At 75.1% G+C, this 22,416-nt stretch carries 20 protein-coding genes; 8 read left to right on the forward strand and 12 right to left on the reverse strand.

From position 1 onward, the window contains the following. The first annotated feature begins 87 nt into the window (after positions 1-87). Positions 88-672 (forward strand): TetR/AcrR family transcriptional regulator, encoded by a 585-nt coding sequence (locus tag IF30_RS0109510; RefSeq protein WP_030234781.1) that lies wholly within the window; start codon positions 88-90, stop codon positions 670-672. A gap of 123 nt (positions 673-795) precedes the next feature. On the opposite strand, the gene IF30_RS0109515 is transcribed toward IF30_RS0109510, so the two are convergent. From IF30_RS0109515 to IF30_RS0109525, 3 genes are read right to left on the reverse strand one after another with little or no spacing between them, the layout of a single operon-like run. Continuing rightward, on the reverse strand, positions 796-1,491 hold the full coding sequence (locus IF30_RS0109515) for an alpha/beta fold hydrolase (protein WP_030234782.1): 696 nt from the start codon (positions 1,489-1,491) through the stop codon (positions 796-798). Between the two features lie 27 nt (positions 1,492-1,518). Next, positions 1,519-2,991: an MFS transporter gene (locus IF30_RS0109520; protein ID WP_051709612.1), complete on the reverse strand. Its 1,473-nt coding sequence runs from the start codon at positions 2,989-2,991 to the stop codon at positions 1,519-1,521. Then, on the reverse strand, positions 2,988-3,551 hold the full coding sequence (locus IF30_RS0109525) for a helix-turn-helix domain-containing protein (protein ID WP_030234786.1): 564 nt from the start codon (positions 3,549-3,551) through the stop codon (positions 2,988-2,990). The genes IF30_RS0109520 and IF30_RS0109525 overlap by 4 nt, the downstream gene beginning before the upstream one ends. Positions 3,552-3,846: 295 nt before the next feature. Between IF30_RS0109525 and IF30_RS0109530 the strand changes: the two genes are divergently transcribed. After that, positions 3,847-4,590: a class I SAM-dependent methyltransferase gene (locus IF30_RS0109530; RefSeq protein ID WP_030234789.1), complete on the forward strand. Its 744-nt coding sequence runs from the start codon at positions 3,847-3,849 to the stop codon at positions 4,588-4,590. Between the two features lie 176 nt (positions 4,591-4,766). After that, positions 4,767-6,026: a DUF5685 family protein gene (locus IF30_RS0109535; RefSeq protein ID WP_030234791.1), complete on the forward strand. Its 1,260-nt coding sequence runs from the start codon at positions 4,767-4,769 to the stop codon at positions 6,024-6,026. A 79-nt stretch (positions 6,027-6,105) separates the two neighbouring features. On the opposite strand, the gene IF30_RS0109540 is transcribed toward IF30_RS0109535, so the two are convergent. After that, complete coding sequence (locus tag IF30_RS0109540; protein WP_030234792.1) at positions 6,106-6,324, reverse strand: hypothetical protein; 219 nt, start codon at positions 6,322-6,324, stop codon at positions 6,106-6,108. Then, on the reverse strand, positions 6,317-6,460 hold the full coding sequence (locus IF30_RS47620; RefSeq protein ID WP_158834876.1) for a hypothetical protein: 144 nt from the start codon (positions 6,458-6,460) through the stop codon (positions 6,317-6,319). Before IF30_RS47620 ends, IF30_RS0109540 begins: the two co-directional genes overlap by 8 nt. A 192-nt stretch (positions 6,461-6,652) precedes the next feature. On the opposite strand from IF30_RS47620, the gene IF30_RS0109550 reads away from it, so the two are divergent. After that, positions 6,653-7,885, forward strand: a complete 1,233-nt coding sequence (locus IF30_RS0109550) for an alginate lyase family protein (protein WP_030234793.1) — start codon at positions 6,653-6,655, stop codon at positions 7,883-7,885. Between the two features lie 62 nt (positions 7,886-7,947). Here the strand turns inward: IF30_RS0109550 and IF30_RS0109555 are convergent, their stop codons facing one another. Beyond that, positions 7,948-8,511, reverse strand: a complete 564-nt coding sequence (locus tag IF30_RS0109555; RefSeq protein ID WP_030234794.1) for a TetR/AcrR family transcriptional regulator — start codon at positions 8,509-8,511, stop codon at positions 7,948-7,950. A gap of 104 nt (positions 8,512-8,615) precedes the next feature. Between IF30_RS0109555 and IF30_RS0109560 the strand changes: the two genes are divergently transcribed. After that, positions 8,616-9,098, forward strand: coding sequence for a DUF1348 family protein (locus IF30_RS0109560; RefSeq protein ID WP_030234795.1), 483 nt, complete (start codon positions 8,616-8,618; stop codon positions 9,096-9,098). 155 nt (positions 9,099-9,253) lie between these two features. Continuing rightward, positions 9,254-10,381: a TolB family protein gene (locus IF30_RS43375; protein WP_030234796.1), complete on the forward strand. Its 1,128-nt coding sequence runs from the start codon at positions 9,254-9,256 to the stop codon at positions 10,379-10,381. A gap of 60 nt (positions 10,382-10,441) precedes the next feature. Here IF30_RS43375 and IF30_RS0109570 read toward each other — a convergent pair whose 3' ends face one another. Together IF30_RS0109570 and IF30_RS0109575 are read right to left on the reverse strand one after the other, a co-directional pair. Continuing rightward, complete coding sequence (locus tag IF30_RS0109570; protein WP_234322647.1) at positions 10,442-11,035, reverse strand: hypothetical protein; 594 nt, start codon at positions 11,033-11,035, stop codon at positions 10,442-10,444. Positions 11,036-11,101: 66 nt separating this feature from the next. Further along, positions 11,102-11,641, reverse strand: a complete 540-nt coding sequence (locus tag IF30_RS0109575; RefSeq protein ID WP_030234799.1) for a MarR family winged helix-turn-helix transcriptional regulator — start codon at positions 11,639-11,641, stop codon at positions 11,102-11,104. A gap of 80 nt (positions 11,642-11,721) precedes the next feature. Here IF30_RS0109575 and IF30_RS0109580 point away from each other — a divergent pair, with 80 nt between their 5' ends. Beyond that, a complete protein-coding gene (locus tag IF30_RS0109580; RefSeq protein ID WP_063752556.1) occupies positions 11,722-13,155 on the forward strand; it encodes an MFS transporter in 1,434 nt (477 codons plus the stop codon). Positions 13,156-13,165: 10 nt separating this feature from the next. Here IF30_RS0109580 and IF30_RS0109585 read toward each other — a convergent pair whose 3' ends face one another. Then, the gene (locus IF30_RS0109585) at positions 13,166-14,062 is read right to left on the reverse strand and encodes an alkaline phosphatase family protein (protein ID WP_030234802.1); all 897 of its coding nucleotides are present in this window, start codon (positions 14,060-14,062) and stop codon (positions 13,166-13,168) included. A gap of 187 nt (positions 14,063-14,249) precedes the next feature. Beyond that, positions 14,250-15,245, reverse strand: a complete 996-nt coding sequence (locus tag IF30_RS0109590; RefSeq protein ID WP_037899427.1) for a phospholipase D-like domain-containing protein — start codon at positions 15,243-15,245, stop codon at positions 14,250-14,252. Between the two features lie 276 nt (positions 15,246-15,521). On the opposite strand from IF30_RS0109590, the gene IF30_RS0109595 reads away from it, so the two are divergent. Beyond that, complete coding sequence (locus IF30_RS0109595; RefSeq protein WP_037899430.1) at positions 15,522-16,799, forward strand: serine hydrolase domain-containing protein; 1,278 nt, start codon at positions 15,522-15,524, stop codon at positions 16,797-16,799. A gap of 82 nt (positions 16,800-16,881) precedes the next feature. Here IF30_RS0109595 and IF30_RS0109600 read toward each other — a convergent pair whose 3' ends face one another. Beyond that, positions 16,882-19,209, reverse strand: a complete 2,328-nt coding sequence (locus tag IF30_RS0109600; RefSeq protein WP_051709615.1) for an ATP-binding protein — start codon at positions 19,207-19,209, stop codon at positions 16,882-16,884. 343 nt (positions 19,210-19,552) lie between these two features. Continuing rightward, positions 19,553-22,357, reverse strand: coding sequence for an AfsR/SARP family transcriptional regulator (locus IF30_RS41210; RefSeq protein ID WP_037899437.1), 2,805 nt, complete (start codon positions 22,355-22,357; stop codon positions 19,553-19,555). Positions 22,358-22,416: the final 59 nt, after the last annotated feature.

Below are 22,416 nucleotides of genomic sequence, written 5' to 3' on the forward strand. Positions count from 1 at the left end.
ACCTGTAGTCGAAGCGACTACTGTTGCGGTGACAGATTCGGACCACCCCGAGTCAGGACCCCGAAGAGGAAGGCCATGGCCGGATCCATGACGTCGCCACGCCCGGCCCTGATCGCCGACGCCGCCATCGCCCTGATCGCCGAACGAGGCCTGCGCGGGCTGACCCATCGCGCCGTAGACCAGGAGGCCGGACTCCCCGCCGGCTCGACCTCCAACCTCGCCCGCACCAGGGCCGCCCTGCTCGACCTCACCCTCACCCGCATCGTCGAGCGGGAGACCCGGGATCACCCCGCCTTCAGCGGCGCGCCCCCCGCCGACGCTTCGCCGCGGGACCTGCTCGTCCGGGTCGGTGCCGGTCTGCTGCACCAGGCGCTCACCACCGGACGCACACTCACCCTGGCCCGCATCGAACTCGCCCTGGAGGCCACCCGCAGGCCCGAACTGCGGGTCGGCTACGACCGGTTGGGCGCCCGCTTCGCCGACCTCGCCGCCGCCCTACTGGCCCAGTGCGGCTCCGCCGACGCGGTGGCCGACGCCCGACGGCTGATCCGCTGGTGCGACGGGGTGCTGTTCAACTCGACCGCAGGCAGCGGGCACAGCCACGCACCGACGCTGGAGGAACTGCGCGACGACACGGCGCGCTACCTGGCCGCGCTCCTCGACCGGGCGTGAGCGCCGGGCGGGAGCGGTCCCGGACGGGAGCGGTCCCGGACGGGCCGCTCGACAGGGCTCTGTGGTTTCCGGTGGTCGGGACGGAGTGTCCGGGGATGCCGGCAGCAGCAGCGGCAGCAGCAACTAAGGCAGCGGCTCCGCCAGGAACGGCGCCACCGCGGCGACGAACTCCCCGGGCCGGGCACCGTGCACCAGGTGCCCGGCCTCGACGGTGACGAGGCGGCAGTCCGGGATCAACCGGGCGAGTTCGGCGATCCGCTCCTGGGGGACGGGGCTGGCCGCACCGCCCGCGACCGCCAGGGTGCGGGCGGTGATCCTCGCCAGCCCGTCCCGCCAGGCCGGGTCGGGGCTGTCGAGCTGGGCCTTGACGGCCCGGACCATCGCCCAGTCGAAGTGGATGCTCTCGTCCGGGTCGTCCGGCACCACACTGGCGGGGCGCGGGTACAGCGCGGGGATCTCCTCCAGGACCAGCCGGCCGATCCGCTGCGGCGCGGCCTGGGCGAGGAGGTAGGCGACGGCGCCGCCCATCGAGTGGCCGACCAGGTCGACGCGGTCCAGCCCGAGGGCGTCCAGGAAGGCCAGCACGTCGTCCCGCATCTCCTCCAGGCCGTACCGGCCGGGTCGGCCGCTGTCGCCGTGGCCGCGCAGGTCGAGGGCGTACACCCGGTGGCCGGGGGCGAGTTCGGGCAGCACCGGATCCCAGTCGCAGGCACGCTCGCCGAGGGCGTGGAGGAGCACCAGCGGCGGGCCGTCGGGGCGTCCGCTCGCGCGGTAGGCGAGCGTCGTCTCGGGCAGGTCCACGGTCCGTACGTCGGTCATGGTGACCACCGTATGGGCCGGGGCCCGTCAGCGGACCGGTGTTCGCCCTCGGCTCAGCGCCGCCGGCTCGCCGTCGCCCTGCTCGCGGGCCGTGGCACGGCCGGCCAGGACGGAGGCCAGGACGGCGAGCCCGGCCACGGCCGCGCACACCAGGCTCGTGCCGAGGTAGGCGGAGCGGTGCCCGCCGCCGCCGGCGGTCTCCCGCAGGTAGACGCCGGACAGCGCCGAGACGGCGACGGCCGCCGCGATCCGCTGTGCCATCTGCAGGATCGCCCCGCTCACCCCGGCCGCCTCGGCGGGTGCGTGGCGCAGCACGTAGGCCTGGTTGGTGGAGCCCATCAGGCCGATCGAGGCACCGCCGAGGAACTGCAGCAGGGCCAGCAGCCAGGGCAGCGCGGCGGCGGGCGTCCCGTGCGCGAGGAGTCCGCTCGCCAGCATGGCCAGCGCGGAGCCGGCCATGCCCGCGGTGACGGTGCGCCGGCCGAAGCGCTGCACGACCCGCCAGGCCAGCGCCGAGGCGATGCCCATGGCGACGGCCGAGGGCAGCGCGACCAGGGCGGCACCCATCGGGGACAGTCCGAGGCCGTCCTGGAGGAACATGGTCAGGACGAGCGAAGCGGCGAGCGAGGAGCCGAACTGGGCCATCGCCGTCGCCGTGCCGAGCGCGTACGGGGCGGAGCGGGTGAGCGCCGGGTGGATCAGCGGATGCCCGCCGGTGCGGGCGTAGCGCTGCTGCCACCAGGCGAGCGCGCCCAGCAGCAGGACGGCCGCGGCCGCGAAGGCCAGCCAGCCGGTCCAACCGGGCGGCCGGACGAAGGGCAGCATCAGGGCGAGCGTGAGCGCGCCGACCAGCAGCAGGCCGACCGGGTCGAGGTCGGTGTGCCGGGCCCTGGGGCGGGGCACGGGGAGGTGGCGGGCCGCCAGGACGACGGTGGCCAGGCCGAAGGGCACGTTGAGCAGGAAGGTGAGCCGCCAGCCGTGCTCGGGGCCTACCGCCGCGAGCACCGCGCCGCCGATCGGCGGCCCGAGGGCGAAGGCGAGACCGCCGGTGACGGCGTACATCCCGAGGGCGCGGGCCCGCAGTTGGCCCTCGAAGACGTCTTGGAGGGTGCCGATCATCTGGGAGTTGACCAGGCCGGCGCCCGCGCCCTGGAGCAGCCGGGCGGCGATCAGCACCCCGGGCTCGGTGGCGGTCGCGGAGACCAGGCTGACCAGGGTGAAGAGGGCGAGCCCGGTGACGAAGAACCACTTGCGGCCCTTGACGTCGCCGAGCCGGCCGCCGGGGATCAGCGCGAGACCGAAGGCGAGCGAGTAGCCCGCCACGATCCACTGCAGGTCGGCGGGCCCGGCGTGCAGGGTCTCGCGCAGCGCGGGTATGGAGGTGTTGAGCACCGACTGGTCGAGCAGCGTGGTGAACCCGCCCGCCACGCAGACCGACAGGACGCGGCGCCCGGCGGCGTCGAAGCGCTCCTTGGCCGTCGGGCCGGTGGTGGCGCTCACTGCTCGACCACCACCAGCGCGTACCGGGCCTCGCCGGGGCCGACGCTGTGGAAGCGGCTCGCCCCGGAGACGTAGCGCAGGCAGTCGCCGGGGCCGAGGGGCTGCGTCGCGCCGTCCACGGTCAGCTCCAACCGCCCTTCGAACAGCCAGAGGTGGTGCTCCCGGCCGGGTACGCAGACCCGGTCGTAGGCGATGTCGGCGCCGGCCGGCAGCCGGCCCTCGACGATCTCCGCCCGCAGCGAGCCGTGCGGCGGTGACACCGACCGGCGGACGAAGCCGGTCGTCCCGTCCCGCCAGACCTGCTGTTCCCCGGCCCGCACCAGCGGCGCCGGGCCCGCCTCCACCTCCGCGAGCAACCGCGACATCGTCCGCCCGTACACGGCGCACAGCCGCCCGAGCAGCGCGGCCGTCGGGCTGACCTCCGCCCGCTCCACCCGCGACAGCGTCGACCGGCTGACGTCCGCCTGCCGCGCCAACTCCTCCAGCGTCCACCCGCGTTCGAGCCTCAGCTCGGCGAGCCGCTGCGCCAGCCGTTCGTCGGCGGCCGTGTCGATTCCCATATTCGCGATGCTATCCCGAATACGGGAATCGATACGGCGGAGTCTCGGCGACACCCCACCTCCGGCCGGACGGCCGACCGCGCGGCCGTCCCGCACCGACTGGCAGGACGGGCTCTACGCAGGCCCGTCCGTACGGCCCTCCGTCGGCCGGGCCCGGTCGGCGGGGATCTTTGTGGCTTCCGCCAGTACGGCGCCCTGACCGGCGTGCGGTTGACTGCCCGACAGAGGCCGCGGGGCGCCCGGGAGTTCGTTCCGGGCGGAGCCCGGGCCACGGACCCGACGGAAGGACCACACGATGGGCGTGCAGCAGTACGACGAGATCGGTGAGGCATTCGAAGGCTTCAAGTCCCTGCCGTTGATGCGGTACGGCGAGGTGCCGAGCCTCCTGGGCATGGTCGGGGACGTCAGCGGAAGGTCGGTGCTCGACCTCGCCTGCGGCACCGGCTTCTACAGCAGGGAGCTGAAGCGGCGGGGCGCCACGGACGTCCTCGGGGTCGACATCTCCGTCGAGATGGTCGCCGCGGCCCGGGAGTTCGAGCAGCGCGACCCACTGGGCGTTCGGTACGAGGTCGGGGACGTCGCCGAACTGCGGCCCCTCGAGCGGCGCTTCGACATCGCGCTGGGCGTGCAGTGCCTCAACTACGCCGAGGACACCGCGGCCATGGAGCGGATGTGCCGCTCCGTCCACCGGAGCCTGGTGCCGGGCGGGGAGTTCTTCCTGCTCGCCCAGAATCCCGACTACCGGTTCGACTGTCCGTCCCTGGAGGCTTACGGGTTCCGCTGCGAGCCGACCGGCGAGGAGGTCGAGACGGGCCCGCGGGTGCGGGTCACGGCCCTCCTCGACCCTCGGCCGATCAGCATCGTCACCACCGCCCCGCGCCGCGAGGTCTTCGAGGGCAGCCTCCGGGCGGCCGGATTCGGCGCGTTGGAGTGGGTGCCGCTGCAGGTGTCCGAGGCCGGTTTCCGCGCGTTCGGTGCGGACTTCTGGGCGGACCTGCTCGCCCACCCCCCGCTGGAGCTGCTGCGCTGCCGCGCCTGACGGCCGGTCGGACACTGCCGCCGCACGACCGTCCCCCGCGCGACCGCCCCCGCGCGGAACCGGCCTCCGCTCGCGAGCATCCTGACCGGGGAGGGCTCCGCTCCGGCGCGCCGCTGATCATATGATGTGCGGCGAATCGCGGCCGGTCAGCGGCCCGCAACGCAAGGGGGACGATCGTGTTCGGCATCATCAGACCGTGCAGGCACCGGCTGTCCGAACGGCTGCAGACCTCCTGGATGGCGCACCTGTGCGGGCTCTGCCTCGCCCTGCGCGACGACCACGGACAGCTCGCCCGGACCGCCACCAACTACGATGGTCTGATCATCTCCGTGCTGGTCGAGGCCCAGGCCGCCCGCGAGGACTCCTCCTGGCGGCGCACCGCCGGTCCGTGTCCCCTGCGCGGCATGCGGACCGCCTCCGTCGCCAAGGGCGAAGGCGCCCGGCTCGCCGCCGCCGTCTCGCTCACCCTCGCCTCGGTGAAGATCCGCGACCACGTCGAGGACCGCGACGGCGTCTTCGCCCGCCGCCCCGTCGCCGCCGGGGCCCGCGCGGTCACCCGGCGTTGGGACCGGCGCAGCGCGGGCAGCGCCTCGGCCGTCGGCTTCGACACCGGCGTACTGCTCGAAGCGGCCTCCCGCCAGGGCGGGTTGGAGCGATCGCTGCGGCCCGGCGGGTCCGTCCTGCTGGTCACCGAGCCCACCGAGACCGCCACCTCCGCCGCCTTCGCCCACACCGCGGTGATCGCCGGGCGCCCCGGCAACGCCGCCCCGCTCGCCGAGGCCGGGCGGCTGTTCGGCCGTCTCGCCCACCTCCTCGACGCCGCCGAGGACCAGGCCGCCGACGCCGCCTCCGGCGCCTGGAACCCGCTGACCGCCACCGGCACCGACCGCGCCGAGGCCGAACGCCTCTGCCGCGACGCCGTCCACGGCATCCGGCTCGCGCTGCGCGAGGTCGAACTGACCGACCGCGCGCTGGTCCACGTCCTGCTCGCGCACGAGACCGAGCGGGCCGTGGACCGGGTCTTCGGAGCGCAGCACACGGCCGGGTGCCGGACGGCGGCCGCCGCACCGGGGGCCGGAGCCGAGCACCCGCACGACGCGCCGCCGCGCCAGGCGCCGCCCGGCCAGGACCCGGGCCAGGCGCCGATCCCACCGTGGGTGCCGCAGGGCCCCGGCTTCACCCCGCCCGGCAAGAAGCCGCCGCGCCCGCGCAACCTGCTCGCCGGGTGCGCGGTGTGGGCGCTGATGGCCTGCACCTGCCAGCTGCTCTGCTGCGACCACAACGACCCGTTCAGCCGCGAGCACCGCCAGGGCTTCTGCCAGCGGCACGACTGCTGCGACTGCGGTGACTGCTGCGATCCCAGCTGCGGCGACTGCTGCCAGTGCTGTGACGGGTGCAACTGCTGCGACGGCTGCGACTGCGGGTGCGACTGCTGACCGCCGACCGCTGACCGCTGACGGCTGACCGCTTTGGCCACCGGCCGCTGACCACCGACCGCTCGCACCTGACCGTACGTCAGTACTGCGGGTCCGTCACCGCCTTCCCCTGGCGGGCGCCCACCGTCGGCCCGGAGTGCCCCCGCGGCACCCCGGGCCGGTCCGCGCTCCCGCGCTGGTCGCCCTCGGCCGGCCTCCCCGCCGACCCCTCACCCGCGCCCCCGCTCTCGCCCCCGCCCGGGCCGCGCCGCCAGAGCGGCAGCACCGTCACCGGACGCGACTCGGCGAGCTCAGGCATCGCGCCCCGCCGCCTCCCGGTCCGCCACCAGCGAGTTCTCCAGCCCCGCCAGCAACTGCCGGAACCTGTCCGTGTCCTGCTCCGTCATTCGCCCCTCGGGCACCGTTCCCAGCCTCTCGGCCACTCTGTCGTCCATGCGACCGACGCTAGACGGAGACGATCAATGGCCGATAAACGCACCGGACACAGCTGTCACGGGCACCTCGCTCGCCCCACGGAGCGCTTGGCGAGCGCGGGCGGCGGTGGTTCAATGCGTGTCGTTAGGAAGGTTTCCTAACGAGAAGTCACAGGCCTGAGCACGCCCTCCCACCGAGAGGACGACTTCCCCATGGGTCGTAGCACCATCAGGACACTGATCGCCGGGGCGGCGCTCGCCGCCCTCCTGCTGCCGCTCGCCGCCGCGCCCGCGGACGCCACCGGAGCCGCCATCGGACCCGCGGACGCCACCGGACCCGCCGCCGACCGCCCCCGCCAGGCCGCCTTCCAGCACCCCGGCGTGCTGGTCGGCGCCCAGCAGATCGCCTTCACCAAGGGCCGGGTCGACGCCGGAGCCGAGCCCTGGAAGTCCGCGTACGCCGACCTGCGGACGAGCAAGTACGCCTCGCCGGACTGGAAGCCCAAGCCGCGCGCGACCGTCGAGTGCGGCTCCGGCTCGAACCCGAACAACGGCTGCTCCGACGAGCGCGACGACTCGATGGCCGCGTACGCCCAGGCCCTGCAGTGGGTGCTGACCCGCGACCACCGCCACGCCGAGAAGGCGATCCAGATCATGGACGCCTGGTCGGCCGTCATCAGGGAGCACACCGACAGCAACGCCCCGCTGCAGACCGGCTGGGCCGGCAACAACTGGGCCCGTGCCGCCGAACTGGTCCGCCACACCGGCGCGGGCTGGCCGACCGCCTCGGTGGACCGCTTCGCCACCATGCTGCGCACCGTCTACGTGCCGCAACTCACGCCCGGCAGCCCGCGCAAGAACGGCAACTGGGAACTGGTCCAGACCGACGCCCTGATGGGCATCGCGGTCTTCCTGGACGACCGCGGCCTCTTCGACCGGGCCGCCGACCTGTGGCGCAAGCGCCTGCCCGCGTACGTCTACCTCTCCTCCGACGGCGCCCTCCCGGTGCCGCCGCCGCGCGCCGGGATCGAGGGCCGGTCGGCACTGGTCGCGTACTGGAACGGCCAGTCCACCTTCGTGGACGGGCTGGCCCAGGAGACCTGCCGGGACTTCGGCCACACCGGCTGGGGCCTGGAGGCCGCCGCCCAGACCGCCGAGACCGCCCGGCTGCAGGGCCTCGACCTGTGGGGCGAGGGGCGCCAACGGCTGGTGAAGGCACTGGAGTTCCACACCGCGTACGACAACGGCGCGAAGGCGCCCGGCTGGCTGTGCGGGGGCTCGCTGAAGACCGGACTGGGCCCGGCCGTACAGCTCGCGTACGACGAGTACCACCTGCGCGAGGGGATCGCGATGCCGCAGACCCAGAAGTACGTGGCCGCCCACAGCCCGTTCGGGGCGAACTACTTCATCGGCTGGGAGACGCTGACGCACACCGACGCGCCCTGAGCGGTCGCCGCTCCGGCTCGCCGTCGGGACCGGCCCACCCGGCCGCGACTATCCGGCCGCGACTATCCGGCCGACGCGGCGTCCAGCAGCAGCCGGGCGGCGTCCTTGGCGTCGACGGCGGCCGTCGGGTCGCCGTGGACGGCGGCGGCGGTGATGGCCCCCTCGGCGAGCAGCGTCAGATGGACGGCGGTGGCGGGCGGGGCGCCGGCCGCCTCCGTCAGGCCCGCGAGGTAGCCGCCGAACTCCTCCTTGTGGTGCCGGGCGGCAGCCGCGACGGCAGGCGTGGTGGCGCCCAGCTCGCCGAGGGAGTTGACGAACGCGCAGCCTCGGAAGCCCGGTTCGGCGAACCACCGGCCGAGCCAGTCGAACACCGCGAGCACCTGCTCCCGGGGCGTGCCGCCGGTGCGCGAGACGTGGACGGCGAGACTCGCCCGCCAGCGGCCGTCGCGGCGCAGCAGGTAGGCCTCGACCAGGTCGTTCTTGGACGGAAAGTGCTGGTACAGGCGGCGCATCGTCGTGCCGGAGGCGGCTCGGACGGCGTCCATGCCGACCGACTGGATGCCCTGCCCGTAGAACAGCTCCTCGGCCGCGTCAAGGATGCGGGTCCGCGGGTCTTCGTGCTCCATCTGCCGTGCCCTTTGCGCGAGAACGATAGTTCTCCTATCGTAGCCAGCGATGTGAGAACGATCGTTCTCACCAGCGGAACGCCCATTCCCCGAGGAGTCCACACATGGCCGACCAGCGCGACGGACAACGCCCGCCGCTGCCCCCGTTCACCGAGCGGACCGCCCGGCAGAAGGTCCGGGCCGCCGAGGACGCCTGGAACACCCGCGACCCGCAGCGCGTCGCCCTCGCGTACACGCCCGACAGCCGCTGGCGCAACCGCGCCGAGTTCCTCACCGGCCGCGAGGCGATCGCCGACTTCCTCACCCGCAAGTGGCACCGCGAACTCGACTACCGCCTGATCAAGGAACTCTGGGCCCACGACGGCGACCGGATCGCCGTCCGCTTCGCCTACGAGTGGCACGACGACGCCGGCCGGTGGTACCGCTCCTACGGCAACGAGAACTGGGAGTTCGCCGAGGACGGCCTGATGGCCCGGCGGCACGCCTCCATCAACGACCTGCCGATCGCCCCCGAGGAGCGCCTGTTCCACTGGCCGCCCGGCCGCCGCCCCGACGAGCACCCGGGCCTCACCGAACTCGGCCTCTGACGGTCACCCCGGCCGCGGACCCGGGAGAGCCGCCGGGCTGCCGACGGCGGATCGGAGCCTGCTGTTCCACACCTGTGACACAGGACGAACCGGTCCCCGACCTCGCCCTGGGACGCTTCCCCTCGGAAGCGCACAGCACCCGAGGGGGACCTGGAATGCCCGTACGCAACGGATTCGGCACCGCCGCCGCGATCGCCCTGATGACCACCCTCGGCGCGGTCCTGCTCTCCGCCTGCGGCCCCGACGCCGGCGGGTCCGGTCCCACCGCCGCACCGACCGGCGGCGCCGCACCCGCCACCGGCGCACCGGGTTCCGCCACACCCACCACCGCCACCACACCGGCCGGAGCCGCGCCCGCCACCGGTGCCCCCGCCACCGGTGCGCCCGGGACGGCCACGCCCGGCGCCCCGTCCGGCAGCCCCGCCCCGGGCGGCAAGGAGGTCAACGGCACCTCCGCCGCCAACCACCTCACCATCAGCGCCGGCACCCGGACCGTCGCCATGAACGGCACCCGCGTCGACTTCGGCACCGTCGTGCGCGACCTCGCCTGGTCCCCCGACGGCAGGAAGGCCGCCTTCGTCGACGGCGACGGCGACCTGGTGACCGCCAACCCGGACGGCACGGGCAAGGCCGTCCTCGCCAAGAACCCCGGCGGGGAGACCTGGTCCCACCCGACGTGGCGGCACGCCACCGCGGACCCCGGGGTCACGGTCGGCGCCGAAGCGCTCGAACGCTTCGACACCATCGTGTTCGCCTCCGGCAAGGGCGGCGTGCTGAGGCTGGAGAAGGTCCCCGCAAAGACCCCCGGCGCCGTCCCCGAGGTGCTCACCCCGCACAACTCCGAGGGCGGCAGCGAGGACATGCCGCAGCCGCCGCAGACCGGCAACACCTGGGCCGACGCGGGCGGCCACCGCGGCGAGATCGCGTACGCCAACGCCCCGACCGACGAGGTGTACATCTACGACGACTACATCCGGCCCGACACCCGGGCCCTGGGCAAGGGCTCCCAGCCCGCCCTCTCCCCCGACGGCGAGCACGTCGTCTTCGTCCGCTCGGTGAACGGGCACGACCACCTGTTCAGCCGCTCCACACGGTTCGACCGGACCGCGGAGACGGACCTCACCCCGTCTGCCACCACCGACTACACCGAGCCCGCGTGGTCCCCCGACGGCAGGACCGTCGCAGCCCGCACCCCGGACGGCGTCAGCACCCTGCCCGCCGACGGCTCCGCCGAGCCGGTCCAGGTCTCCACCCTCAAGGGCCTGCCCGCCTACCGGCCGTAGGCCCGCGAGTCCGCCGCAAGGCCCCCACCCCAGCCCCTGTCGACTATCGGCTATCGGCCCCTACCGACCCTGGCCGGGCTTCGCCAACTCGGCGCGCAGCTCGGCCAGGTGCTCGTCACCCGAGGCGTGCGGCAGGAACTCGACCAGGTCGAGGAAGCGGAACAGCACCCGGGTCTCGGTGACGGCGTACTCGTAGTCGCCGAACCCGACCACCGCGCCCAGGCCGCCGCGCGCCGCCCCGCGGACGGCGGCCGACGTCAGCCCGTGGGCCGCGTCCTCGGCGGTCGCCCGGCGCCGGGCGTTCGGGCGCGCCAGGTAGGGGCAGACCATCGACGCGTAGAGCATGCACGCGCGGTGCCCGGGGCCCTCCATGGTCGGCGCGAGGTTCCGGTACGGTCGCCCGGCCGCGAGCGCCTCGGCGATCGCGGCGCTCTCGGCGGGCCCCACGACCCGCCACACCGGCCCGCGCTCCATGAGCGTGCCGCACACCGAACAGCGGCGCCCGAGGGCGCAGTCGGCGCTGCGCGCGTGGTCGGTCAGAGCGAACTGCGGCTCGCCCCCGTGCCACGGCGTGATCGCCGGCACCGGGTACCCCCGGACGTCCCGGGGCCGCGCCCCCACACCGTCGGGCATCGGCACAAGTTCGAATCGCACGGCCCCATCGATACCAGGGACCGGCCCGGCGGGTCGACCCGGTCGATGCCCGGCGGGTCGACCGCGTCAGTGCCCGGCGGGCTGCTGCCGCTCCGCTTCCTGGACCAGCATCACCTTCCGCAGAAGTCCGGACAGCAGCCGCCGCTCCTCCTCCGACAGCACCCCCAGCAGCCGGCGCTCCTCCCGGCCGACCACGTCCAGGGCCTCCTGCCAGGCGGCACGCCCGGCGTCGGTGAGGACGATGTCGACCTTCCGGCGGTCCTCCGTCGAGGGGTTGCGCACGACGAAGCCCCGCCGCTCCAGGGCCTCCAGCCGGCCGCTGATCGACGCGGGGGCGAGGTTGAGGTCGGCTCGGAGGTCGGAGGGGGCGGCGTGTCCGCCGCGGCCGGCGAGGACGTGCAGGGTGTCGAACTCGTGCTTGTGGAGGCCGTAGTCGGCGACGCCCTGTTCGCGGACCCGGCCGAGGTGGCGGGTCAGGCGAGACATCCGGGTGACGGCGGCCTCGATGTCGGGGTCGAGGTCCGGCAGCACCGGCTGCCAGCGGTCGACGTGGCCGTCCGTCCAGTCGCGGGGCGGGGTGTCGTGCTGGGGGAGGTGCTCGGCCATGGAAGGAGTCTACAAACCCTAAAACAACGGTACCGAAATATTCGTTGCCAAAACTTCGGTACCGAAATAAAGTCCTGCCCGTGACCCAACACCCCCTTCGCCTGGCGGACTTCCGCCTGCTCTTCCTCGGCCGGACGATCTCCACCCTGGGCGACGCCGTCGTCCCCGCCGCCCTCGCGATCGCCGTCACCCGGGCCACCGGCTCCGCTGCCGCGCTCGCCCTGGTGCTCGGCTGCGCGATGGTGCCGAAACTGCTCCTGCTGCCCTTCGGCGGGGTGGTCGGAGACCGCTTCGACCCGCGCCTCGTCGCCCTCACCACCGACGTGGTCCGCGCCGTCGCCCAGGTGCTCGTCGGCCTGGAACTGCTCGGCGGCCACCCGCGCCTGACACCCGTCGCGATCGCCTCGGCCGTCGGCGGCATCGCCTCCGCCTTCGCCGTGCCCACCGCCTCGCCGCTGGTCGCGGCCGTCGTCCCGAGCGAGAAGCGGCTGCGGGCCAACGCCCTGCTCGGCACCGCCACCGCGGCCGCCCGCCTCGGCGGCCCGGCTCTCGCCGGCGTGCTGGTGTACACCGCCGGGCCCGGCTGGGCGTTCGTCCTGGACGGCGCGTCCTTCGTGCTGAGCGCGGCGCTGCTCACCCGGCTCACCGCCCGGCGCGCCACCGACGGACCCGCCCCCGACGGCCACGCCCCCGGCAGCCACTCCCCCACCGGACCGCGCTCGCTGCGCCGGGACCTCGCCGAGGGCTGGAGCGAGGTGCGCTCCCGCGACTGGTACTGGACGAGCCTGATCGCCCACGGCGTGTGGAACGGCGCGAGCGCCGTCCTGCTCACCCTAGGGCCGCTGATCGCCGCCACCCGCCTGGGCGGCGACGGCGTCTGGGTGGCACTGACCCAGGCCGGTGCGGTCGGCCTGCTGGTCGGCTCGCTGCTCGCCGGGCGGCTCCGGCCGCGCCGCCCGGTGCTGGCCGGCAACCTCGCCCTGGCGCTGTACGGACTGCCGCTGCTCGCACTCGCCGTCCCGGCTCCGGCGCCGCTCGCCGTGGCCGCGCAGGCGGTGGCGATGACCGGACTGGGCTTCCTGAACCCGGTGTGGGAGACGGTGGTCCAACAGGACTTCCCGGCCGGGTCCTTGGCCCGGGTCACCTCGTACGACTGGCTGCTCTCGCTGGCCGCCGCCCCGCTCGGGTACGTCCTGGCGCCGCTGGCCGCCGACGCCTGGGGCAGCCGGGTGCCGCTGCTGGCGGCCGCCGCGCTGGTGACGCTGGTCTGCGCGGGCACGGCGGCGGTGCCCGGGGTCCGCCGCCACGGCGTACGGCCCGCGGACGGAACCGCACCCGGGCCCGCCGCCACCGCCACCACAGCCACAGCCACAGCCGCGCCCATCGCAGCGCCCATCGCAGCGCCCATCGCAGCGCCCATCGCAGCGCCCATCGCAGCGCCCATCGCAGCGCCCATCGCAGCGCCCGGGCCGGTGGCCGAGCGGCCACCGGCCCGGGCTCGGGTCAGTCCCTGATCGCTGCGGCTCAGTTCCAGATGCCGGTGATGTCGCTCGCGGCGGCCGCGTTGCCCGCGTGGCCGCTCGCCCCGGCCAGGTCCTCCACGGTGCGCAGCACGTTGTAGTGGTTGTAGGTGGTGGCGGAGCTGCTGCCGGGGGCCACGTGGGCGCCGTAGAGGACGGTCGGGATCCGGTTGCCGGACAGCTTGTTGTCCTCGTCGAAGGTGACGATCAGCAGGCTGTTGTGGCTCTGCGCCCAGGCGGCGTAGCCGCCGAGGTTGTTCTTGATCCAGGTGTCGCCGGTGCTGACCGAGCAGTCGTGCATGTCGCTGCAGAGGTTCGGCACGACGAAGGAGACGTTCGGCAGGGTGCTGTAGTCGGTGGGGAACTGCGCGAAGGTCTTGGCCGAGCCGAGGGGCACGTTGCCGAAGCCGAACCACGGGTTGTGCTTCTGCGCGTAGTTGCCGCTGCTGCAGACGGTGCTGCCCTGGCCGGGCAGGGACTCGTTGTAGCTGGCCCAGGTCTTGCCGGCGGCGAGGACCTCGGAGGCCAGGTTGGCGCTCTGGAAGCCGCCGACCGTCACGCAGCTGTCGTCGACGCGGCCCTGGGTGGAGCCCGAGAACAGCGCGTAGTAGTTCGGCTCGCTGGGGTGGGTGATGCCGTAGGACTGGGTGAGGTCGGCACCGCCCGCCTTCAGCGTGTTGTTGATGTACGGGGCGCTGCTGCTGCCGATGACCTGGCTGTAGGCGTGGTTCTCCATCACCACGACCACGACGTGGTCGGGCGTGGGCAGGCCGGCCGCCTGGGCGGTGGAGGCGGTCGCCGCCCACAGGCCGGCGGAGGTGGCGACGAGGGCGACGGCGGAGCCGATCGCGGTCGCGGTGCGGTGGGAACGGGCGTTCAGGGGTTTCACGGACGGAGTCATGACAAGTCCTCGGGTAGGGAACGGCCCGGCGGGCTGCTCGGAGAGGGGCGGGTACTGCCGGATCAGTGACGGCCGGATGGAAGGAACGGCCCGATCGGGGACACGACACGGCCGGACCGGGGACGCCTGGAGACGGGAGCGGTACGACCGGCGTGCGCCGCGGCCTGCGCTGCGGCCCGGGACAGGCCTAGTAGGGCGTGCCGCCGGCGAAGTCCCCGGCGACGGTGGACTCGATCCTGTCGACCACCCCGGAGTCGGCGGTGATCAGGCCCAGTTCGCGGTTGTGGTTCAGCGAGTTGTCGGAGAAGTTCTCCGAACCGGCGAACGCCTTGGCCGACGCCGTCCCGTAGTCGGCGACGATCACCTTGGCGTGGACGTACAGGCCGGTGGTGGAGGAGTAGGTGACGACCTTGCCGCCGGCCGAGGCCACCTGGTCGAAGGAGTCGGCGTACGTGTCCGGGTTCATGCCGACGACGCGTACGGTGACGCCGCGAGCGGCCGCCGCGGCGACGGCGTCCACCAGTGCCGGGTCGCCGAACTCCAGTTGCTCCAGGTCGAGGCTGGTCCGCGCGCCGTTGATCAGGGCGAGCAGCCGGGACTGCGAGTCGGTGGGCGACCAGACCAGGTTGTCGCCGTCGGTGGGCGTGACGGCGGTCTTGGCGTAGTCGGCGGCGAAGACCCGCTCGATCGCGGCGACGTCGTTGGCGTCGGTGTCGATGACGCCGTAGTCGCGGTCGTTCGCGTAGTAGTCGGCGTCCAGGTTGCCGGTCATGATCAGCGACGTGGCGCCGTCCACGGTGACGGTCTTCTGGTGGGTGTAGACGAACGCCGAGGAGGAGTACGTCACACCGGCCCCGGCGGCCCGGAGCGCCGAGTAGGCCGCGCCGTTGACCGAGGTGTGCGCCCCGTCCAGGATCACCCGGACCTTGACGCCCGCGCGCTGACGGGCGACCAGGGCGTTGACGGCGGCGGTGTCGCGCAGCTCGTACATGGTGACGTCGACGGACCGGGTCGCGGAGCCGATGAGGTCGTCGACGACGGTGTGGTCCTGGTCGGGGAAGACGACCGCCGTGTACGTGCCGGAGGCCGTGGTGGCGGCCCCGGCGTTCGCGGCCGGCGATACGAGGCCGGCGGTGGCGAGCAGCAGGGCGCCGGCACGGCGCGTCAGGGAGGCCAGGGGCATGGGCAGGCTCCATGGTCGGCGAGAGGGAAGCTGACGGGGCGACGGGGAAGTCGCGCGCCCGAACAGCATGGGCCGCGGCCGTTGACGCGGGTAGACGACGGCAGGTGAAACCTTGGCCCCGGGGCGGGAAACGAACGGTGCGGCAACCCGGCCCCGGCGCGCAACGGACGATGCGGGCGAACCGGTTCACATTGCCATCCGCCGCTCCGGCCGGTGATAGTGATCTTCCATCGACGCGGCCCGACGCCGCGTCAGTCGACGAGAGAACCGAGGATCATGGCGAAGATCAGCCTTCTGCGTCCGTTCGCGGTGGCCGCCGCGGGAGTCGTCCTGGTGGCGACCGGTGCCGCGCACGCCGTGGCCGCCGGCCAGAGCACCGCCGCCGCGCCCGCCTCCGACATCGCCGGCGTGCTCGCCGCCCTGCAGGCCACCACGGGCGCCGGCGCCCCCGGCGCCTTCGCGGTGATCCGCAACCACGGCGACCAGGAGGACACCCGCTCGCTGACCGTCGGCAAGGCCGACCTCGACGGGACTCCGATGAACTCCTCGTGGAGGTTCCGGGTCGGCAGCAACAGCAAGATGTTCACCGCCGTTCTGGTGATGCAGCTGGCGGAGGAGGGCCGGATCGACCTCGACAAGCCCCTGCGCGACTACCTGCCGGACGGCACCCTGCCGGACGGCTGGACGATGACGGGCCGTCAGGTCATGGAGCACCGGGCGGGCATCTTCGACCACACCAACGACCTGCTGGAGCAGGCCGGCGAGGAGACCACCAGCGCGTTCGAGGCTCGGATCCGCACCAAGGTGTACGACCCGCGCGACCTGGTGGCGATGTCGGTCAAGCACGGCGTGCAGTACACCCCCGGCAGCCGCTACTCCTACTCCAACACCGACTTCGTGCTGCTGGGCCTGGCGGTCGAGCACCTCACCGGCCGGCCGTACCCGGAGGTGCTGAACGAGCGGATCATCCGGCCGCTCGGCCTGCGCAAGACCTCCTTCGTGGTGCCCGACCAGAAGATCCGCGGCGCCCACGTCACCGGCTACCTCACCAACGACGACCGCAGCAAGCCCCTGCTGGACTCCACCGAGCAGACCGGCTCCTGGGTGTGGAGCGCCGGGGCCGTCATCTCCAGCGCCGAAGACCTCGACCGGTTCCTCTCCGCGCTGGTGGCGGGCAGCTCCGGCGGGCTGGTCTCGGACGCCTCGCTGCAGCAGATGACCGCCGCCCTGCCCACGCCCACCGCGAAGATCTCCTACGGCCTGGGGCTGCGGCGGATCTCGCTCTCCTGCGGGGACGTGTACGGCCACGGCGGCATCGTGCAGGGCTTCCAGACCCAGTCCTTCGCGACGCCGGACGGGCGGCGCAGCGTGGTGGTCTTCGCCAACGCCTCCAACAACGGCGCGGTCACCCAGGGCCTGATGAACGCGCTGGAGCCGGCCTTCTGCGGCAAGAAGCCGGCGGCCGCGCCGCGCACGGCCTTCGCGCCGGGTGCGGACGTCCGGAGCACGGACGCCGTGGACGAGCTGCCCGTGGTGGAGGACACCCGGATCTGACCGGCCGTCCCGGCCCCGCATGCCCGTTCCCGTCCCGGCCCCGCGTGCCCGTTCCCGGCCCGGCCGGGGGCGGGCACGCGCGTCAGCGCCCGGGCGTCGCGGGCCGGGGGCCGTCCGCGCTCAGGTCGGTGAGCGCCTCGGTGAGCAGTTCGCGGGCCTCCTCGGGCCGGCCCTGCTCGATCAGCGCGGTGCCGAGCTCGGTCAGGGTCTTGGTCATGCTGTCCGGCCGGCCGACCGCCTCGTAGTGCACCAGCGCCTGCCGGTAGGCCTTCTCGGCGGCCGGCCAGCGCCGCAACGCCGCGCGGTCCAGGCCGAGTTCGTGCGCGGTCATGGCGGCCAGCAGGTGCATCAGCGGCGAGGACCAGCGGTCCACCAGTTCCAGGGCGCCAGCCAGCGCCCGCCGGCGGGTGTCCACCGCGTCCTCGGCCCGGCCGGACTCGCGAAGGCAGTTGGCGGCGCCGCGCAGGGTGACCAGCCGGCCGATCATGGCCGCGCGGCCGTCCACCTCGGCGAAGGCGTCCGAGGCCCGGTGGTAGGCGTCGATCGCCTCCCGGTGGCGGCGCAGGTAGCGCAGACCGGCGGCGAGGTAGGTGAGCGCCCAGCCCTGCTGCTCCCGGTCGCCGAGTTCCTTCGCCAACTCCAGCCCCTCGGCGGCGAGTTCGACGCCGCGCTGGTAGCGGTGCAGGCAGGTGACGTACGTCCAGGCGAGGTAGTTGACGTGCACCGCCTCGGCGCGCCGGTCGCCGAGCGCGCGGGCGGCGTCGACCGAGAGCTGGAACACCTCCGCCCAGGTCCCCCAGCTCAACAGCCGGTCGGAGAACCAGTGCATGGCCTCGGCGGTGTCGACGACCTCCCGGTACCGGCCGGCCCGCTGCGCCTGGTGCAGGGCGGCCAGCCACTCCGGGTGCTCGTACTCCAGCCAGCGCGCCGCTTCGGTGAGGCGCTCGGGGCCGGCGCCGGTGGCCGCGGCGTCGTCCTGCTCGCGCTCGGGGTCGAACCGCAGGCCGTAGGCCGCCGCCCGGTCGAGGATCCGGCGTCCGGCCGCGGTCCGGGCGTCGGCCAGTTCCTCCGGCGTCTCGTCGGCGGCCAGCCGCTCGCCCGCGTAGAGCCGCACGAGGTCGTGCAGGCGGTAGCGGTCCGGGGTGGCCGGCTGCACCAGCCCGGCGTCGACGAGCTGTTCCAGGACCAGTTCGGTCCGGGCCGACGACCGGCCCGCGTAGGCCGCCGCGACGGCCGCCGTGAAGTCCGCTCCCGCTGTCAACGCGCAGCGCCGTAGCACCAGTTGGGACTCGGCTGGCAGCCGCCGGTAGGACAGCTCGAAGGCCGGGCGGACGGCCAGGTCACCGGTCTCCAGCAGGTCCAGGCGGTTCTCCTCGGCCGCGAGCTGGCGCACCAGGTGGGCGACCGGCTGCTGCGGCCGGGCGACCAGCCGCTGCCCGGCGATCCGCAACGCCAGCGGCAGGTAACCGCAGAGCCGGGCCAGTTCGGCGGTGGCGTCGGGCGCCGCCTCGATCCGCTCGCGGCCCGCGATCCGGGCCAGCAGTCCGGCCGCCTCGGCCGGGGCGAGCACGTCCAGGCTCAGCCGGTGCACCGACTCCAGGCCGGGCAGCACGCTGCGGCTGGTCACGATCGTCACGGCCGGCCCGGAGCCCGGCAGCAGCGGACGCACCTGGCCCTCGTCGGCGGCGTTGTCCAGCACCAGGACGAGCCGCCGCTCGCGCACCAGGGCCCGGTAGAGCCCGGCCCGCTCCTCCGTGCCGGCGGGCACCGCGGCGTCCGCGACACCCAGGGCGCGCAGCACCTGGCCGAGCGCGTCACGTGCCGTCAGCGGCTGCGCGGACATCCCGCCGAGGTCGAGGGAGAGCTGGCCGTCGGGGAAGCGCGGGGCCAGGGTGTGGGCGGCGTGCAGGGCGAAAGCCGTCTTGCCGAGGCCGGGTTGACCGCTGACCAGCACCACGCGCGGGTGGGCGGGGTGGTCGTCCGCGGCGAGGCCGACGAGCGCGGCCAGGGCGTCCTCGCGGGCGGTGAAGTCGGCGATGTCGCGCGGCAGGGCGAGGGCGCTCTGGCCGGCGCCGGCGGGCGCCTCGGGCAGCGGCTCCCGGGGCGCGGCCTGGGCCGGCACCGGGGCCTGGCCCGGCCGGACGCCGCGCGGGCGCCCGCACTGCGCGGCCCGGTCCAGCGCGTCGCCCTGCCGCTCGTCCAGCCCGAGGGCGACGGCCAGGGCGCGGACGGTGCGGCGCTGCGGCCCGCGGGTCCGGCCGCGCTCCATGTCCCCGAGGGCGCGCAGGCTCACTCCGGCGGCCGCGGCGAGCTCCTCCTGCGTCAGGCCGGCCGCGACCCGGTGCCCGGTCAGCAGGCGGCTGAACTCGCCCGTGTCCGCGCCCGCCCCGGTGCCGCCGCCAGCCGTCATGCCCCGCCCCCGCTCCGTCGGTCCCCGCCAGTTCCGCACTTCTGCCTGGAACCCTGTCCGGCAGACCGTGCCAGGCAGAAGTATGCCGCGCCGGAGGAGTTCTTCGTACTCGGCCGCCGGTGAACGCCTCCGCGCAGCTCAGACGTGGTGTCGGAGTGTGGGGCGCACCGGTGGCGGGCGGGGCGTGCCGGGCGGAACTGCCGATAGTTCCGCCTGCGGTTCCGCCTGCGGTCAGCAGTTTCCCAGCCCGCCCGGCCCCTCGCCGGGCGGGGCGCTCCGCGCTGCCCGCCGGGGCGTCGCCGGGCTCCCCGCGGGCGAGGCGCCCCCGGCGTTCCGCCCCCGGTCAGGGGTCCCCCGCCACCAGCGCGAGCGCCCGCTGCCGCGCCTCGGCGCCCTCCACGCCGCGGCCCAACTCGCACAGCAGGTCGGCGAGCAGGCCGTGCGAGCGCGCCTCCAGCGCCGGGTCGCCCACCGTGCGGCCCAGGGCGACGGCGAGCCGGGCGGAGGAGAGGGCGGCGTCGCGGCGGCCGAGCGCGTGCAGCGCGCGGGCGCGGCTGTGCGCGGCGAGGACGGCCTCCGCCCCGCCGGTGCGGGCGGTGGCGGCCCGGACGGCCTCGTCGGCGTGGGCGAGGGCCGGACCGGCGTCGCCGGCGAGGACCAGCGCGTCGGCGAGGCCGGTGAGCGAGCGGACCAGCAGGTGGCCGGTGGCGGGCGTACGGGCGGCGGCCACCAGGTCGGTCAGCAGCGGCAGCGCCCGGTCGTAGCGCCCGGCCCGCACCAGCGCGGCGGCCACCCGGCTGCGGCACTCGTGGCGCAGCACCGGGTCGCCGGCCCGGTCGGCCGCCGCGACGGCGCGGTCCAGGTGCTCGGCGGCGGTGCGGTGGGCCGTGCGGGCGACGTGCAGGACGGCGAGGTCGGTGCCGAGCCGGGCGACGGCCGCCTCGTCCCCGTCGGCGCGCGCGGCGCTCAGCCCGGCCTCGACGACGGCCCGCCAGTGGGTCCGTTCGTGACCGGTGGTCTCGTACAGCAGGCCGATCCGGTGGGCGAGTTGCCAGGACTGCGCGGTCCGGCCGTACTGCTCGGCGCAGAGCACGACGGCCCGCAGGGCACTCTCCTCGCGGCGGAACCAGGCCGCCGCCCGCTCGCTGCCGCCGCCCGCCGTGCTCTCGGCCGTCCAGCCGGCGGTGGCGGCCAGGTAGTGCGCGATCAGCCGGTCGAGGGCGACGAACCGCTCGTCGCAGGTGAGTTCGGCGGCCCGCCGGGCGGCGTAGCGGCGGACCAGCTCGCGCCGGGTGTAGCGGCCGGGGGTCGCCTCCTCCAGCAGGTGGACGGCGTCCAGCCGGGCCAGCAGGGTGCGGGTGGCGGCGGGCGGGAGGTCGGCGAGGGCGGCGGCGGTGGCAGTGTCGATCACCGCGCCGGGGTGCAGGCCGAGCAGGGTGAACAGCCGGGCGGCGGCGGCCGGCAGCGTCCGGTACGTCCGGTCCAGCGCGGCGGTGAGGCCGAGCGGGCCGCGGGCCGTGCCGGTGCCGGTGCCGGACAGGGCGGCCAACCCGGTCTCCTCGTCGGTGAGTTCGCTGACGAGGTCGCCCGGAGTCCAGTCGGGTCGGGCGGCCAGCCGGGCGGCGGCCAGGCGCAGGGCGAGCGGCAGCCGGTCGCACCGCTCGGCGAGTTCGGCGACGGCTTCGCGGTCCTCGCCCGTCCGGTCGGGGCCGACGGTCCGGGCGAGGAGCTCGGCGGCGTCCTCGGCCGGGAGCACGCCCAGCGGGAGCGGGACACCGCCGGCGCGGACCAGCAGGGGGCGCAGCCGGTCGCGGCTGGTGACGACGGCGACGGGCGCCGGGGCCGCCTCCCCGTACCCGGGGCGGTCACCGTGGTCGGAGCCGTCCTCGGGGCGTCTCGACGGCGGGTCGGGCAACTGCGGGTCGGGCGATGACGCGGGCAGCACCGGGTCGGGCAACGACCGGTCGGGCAACGACGCGGGCAGCGCCGGGTCCGGCAAGGGTGGATCGGGCAACAGGGGGGCCAGCTGCTCGTACGAGGCGGCGTCGTCCAGCACGACCAGTGTCCGCCGGCCGCGGAGCAGGGCGCGGTACCGCCGGGAGCGCTCGTCGGTGGAGGTGGGCAGGGCGTCCTGGGCGACGCCGAGGGCGGTGAGGAACTCCGCCAGGACGTCGGCGGGGTCGCGCGGCCCGTCGGGGTCGGAGCCGCGCAGGTCGGCGCGGATCACGCCGTCCGGGAAGTGCCGGGCGCCGCGCTGCGCCGCCCAGTGCCGGACGAGCGCGGTCTTGCCGACCCCCGCCGGGCCGGTGACCAGGACCGGCCGGCCGGCCCGGGCGGCGGGCAACGCCGCGTCCAACCGGACGAGTTCGGCCGTCCGCCCGACGAACCGGCGGTCCGGCGCGGTCGGGCGGGCGCTGAACAGGGCACCGGCACTCCGCAGTTCCGGCCCCGGCGGGCCGGAGAGCCGGGCCACCGCCCGCTCGTACCGCTCCCGTGCCTCCGCGTGTCGGCCGGCCTGCGCCAGGCAGTGCACCAGCCGGGCGGCCAGCACCTGCCGGGACGGGTGGGCGTCGGCCGCCTCGGCCAGTTCGGCGGCCGACTCGCCGCCCCGGCCCGCCCGGAGCAGCCCCTCCGCCAGCCGTTCCAGGGCGCGCAGCCGCAGGTCGGTCAGGGACGGGAGGACTCGCTCGCGCAGCAGCACGGAGCCGCAGTCGACGAGCGCGGGGCCGCGCCACAGGTCCAGTGCGGCGCGCAGCAGTGGCACCGCCGGGTCCTCCGGCGCCCCGTCCGCCCGGCCGGGGGGCTCGGGCCGCAGCACGCCCGCCTCCTCGCAGAGCCGGCCGAAGCGCAGCGCGTCGACCCGGTCGGGCTCGCCGGTCAGCACGTATCCGGCCCCCCGGGTACCCAGCTCCAGGCCCGCCCCGTCCAGCAGTTGGCGCAGGGCCGCGACGTGCCCCTGCAGCGCGGCCCGCGCGGTGGGCGGCGCCGCGCCGTCCCAGACCAGTCCGATCAGCTCCTCGGTGGTCACCGTCCGGTTCAGCCGCACGGCGAGCGCGCTCAGCAGCGCCCGCCGCTTCGGGGCCGAGGGCGTCACGTCCCTGCCGTCCTCCCGCCGCACGACCACCGGCCCGAGCAGATCGATGTGCATGCGCTCCTCTCCTCCCCCACCCGTGGGCCCCCCGAACCGTTCGAGGATAGGCCCGACCT

Origin of the sequence: Streptomyces sp. NRRL S-350 (assembly GCF_000719705.1) — a bacterium.
GTDB lineage: Bacteria > Actinomycetota > Actinomycetes > Streptomycetales > Streptomycetaceae > Kitasatospora.

What these genes read in the sequence shown, in the direction of transcription:
- IF30_RS0109510 (WP_030234781.1), top strand. Translation starts at nt 88, where the DNA reads ATGACGTCGCCACGCCCGGCCCTGATCGCCGACGCCGCCATCGCCCTG.
- IF30_RS0109515 (WP_030234782.1), bottom strand. Translation starts at nt 1,491, where the DNA reads ATGACCGACGTACGGACCGTGGACCTGCCCGAGACGACGCTCGCCTAC.
- IF30_RS0109525 (WP_030234786.1), bottom strand. Translation starts at nt 3,551, where the DNA reads ATGGGAATCGACACGGCCGCCGACGAACGGCTGGCGCAGCGGCTCGCC.
- IF30_RS0109530 (WP_030234789.1), top strand. Translation starts at nt 3,847, where the DNA reads ATGGGCGTGCAGCAGTACGACGAGATCGGTGAGGCATTCGAAGGCTTC.
- IF30_RS0109540 (WP_030234792.1), bottom strand. Translation starts at nt 6,324, where the DNA reads ATGCCTGAGCTCGCCGAGTCGCGTCCGGTGACGGTGCTGCCGCTCTGG.
- IF30_RS47620 (WP_158834876.1), bottom strand. Translation starts at nt 6,460, where the DNA reads ATGGACGACAGAGTGGCCGAGAGGCTGGGAACGGTGCCCGAGGGGCGA.
- IF30_RS0109550 (WP_030234793.1), top strand. Translation starts at nt 6,653, where the DNA reads ATGGGTCGTAGCACCATCAGGACACTGATCGCCGGGGCGGCGCTCGCC.
- IF30_RS0109555 (WP_030234794.1), bottom strand. Translation starts at nt 8,511, where the DNA reads ATGGAGCACGAAGACCCGCGGACCCGCATCCTTGACGCGGCCGAGGAG.
- IF30_RS0109560 (WP_030234795.1), top strand. Translation starts at nt 8,616, where the DNA reads ATGGCCGACCAGCGCGACGGACAACGCCCGCCGCTGCCCCCGTTCACC.
- IF30_RS43375 (WP_030234796.1), top strand. Translation starts at nt 9,254, where the DNA reads ATGCCCGTACGCAACGGATTCGGCACCGCCGCCGCGATCGCCCTGATG.
- IF30_RS0109575 (WP_030234799.1), bottom strand. Translation starts at nt 11,641, where the DNA reads ATGGCCGAGCACCTCCCCCAGCACGACACCCCGCCCCGCGACTGGACG.
- IF30_RS0109585 (WP_030234802.1), bottom strand. Translation starts at nt 14,062, where the DNA reads ATGACTCCGTCCGTGAAACCCCTGAACGCCCGTTCCCACCGCACCGCG.
- IF30_RS0109590 (WP_037899427.1), bottom strand. Translation starts at nt 15,245, where the DNA reads ATGCCCCTGGCCTCCCTGACGCGCCGTGCCGGCGCCCTGCTGCTCGCC.
- IF30_RS0109595 (WP_037899430.1), top strand. Translation starts at nt 15,522, where the DNA reads ATGGCGAAGATCAGCCTTCTGCGTCCGTTCGCGGTGGCCGCCGCGGGA.
- IF30_RS0109600 (WP_051709615.1), bottom strand. Translation starts at nt 19,209, where the DNA reads ATGACGGCTGGCGGCGGCACCGGGGCGGGCGCGGACACGGGCGAGTTC.
- IF30_RS41210 (WP_037899437.1), bottom strand. Translation starts at nt 22,357, where the DNA reads ATGCACATCGATCTGCTCGGGCCGGTGGTCGTGCGGCGGGAGGACGGC.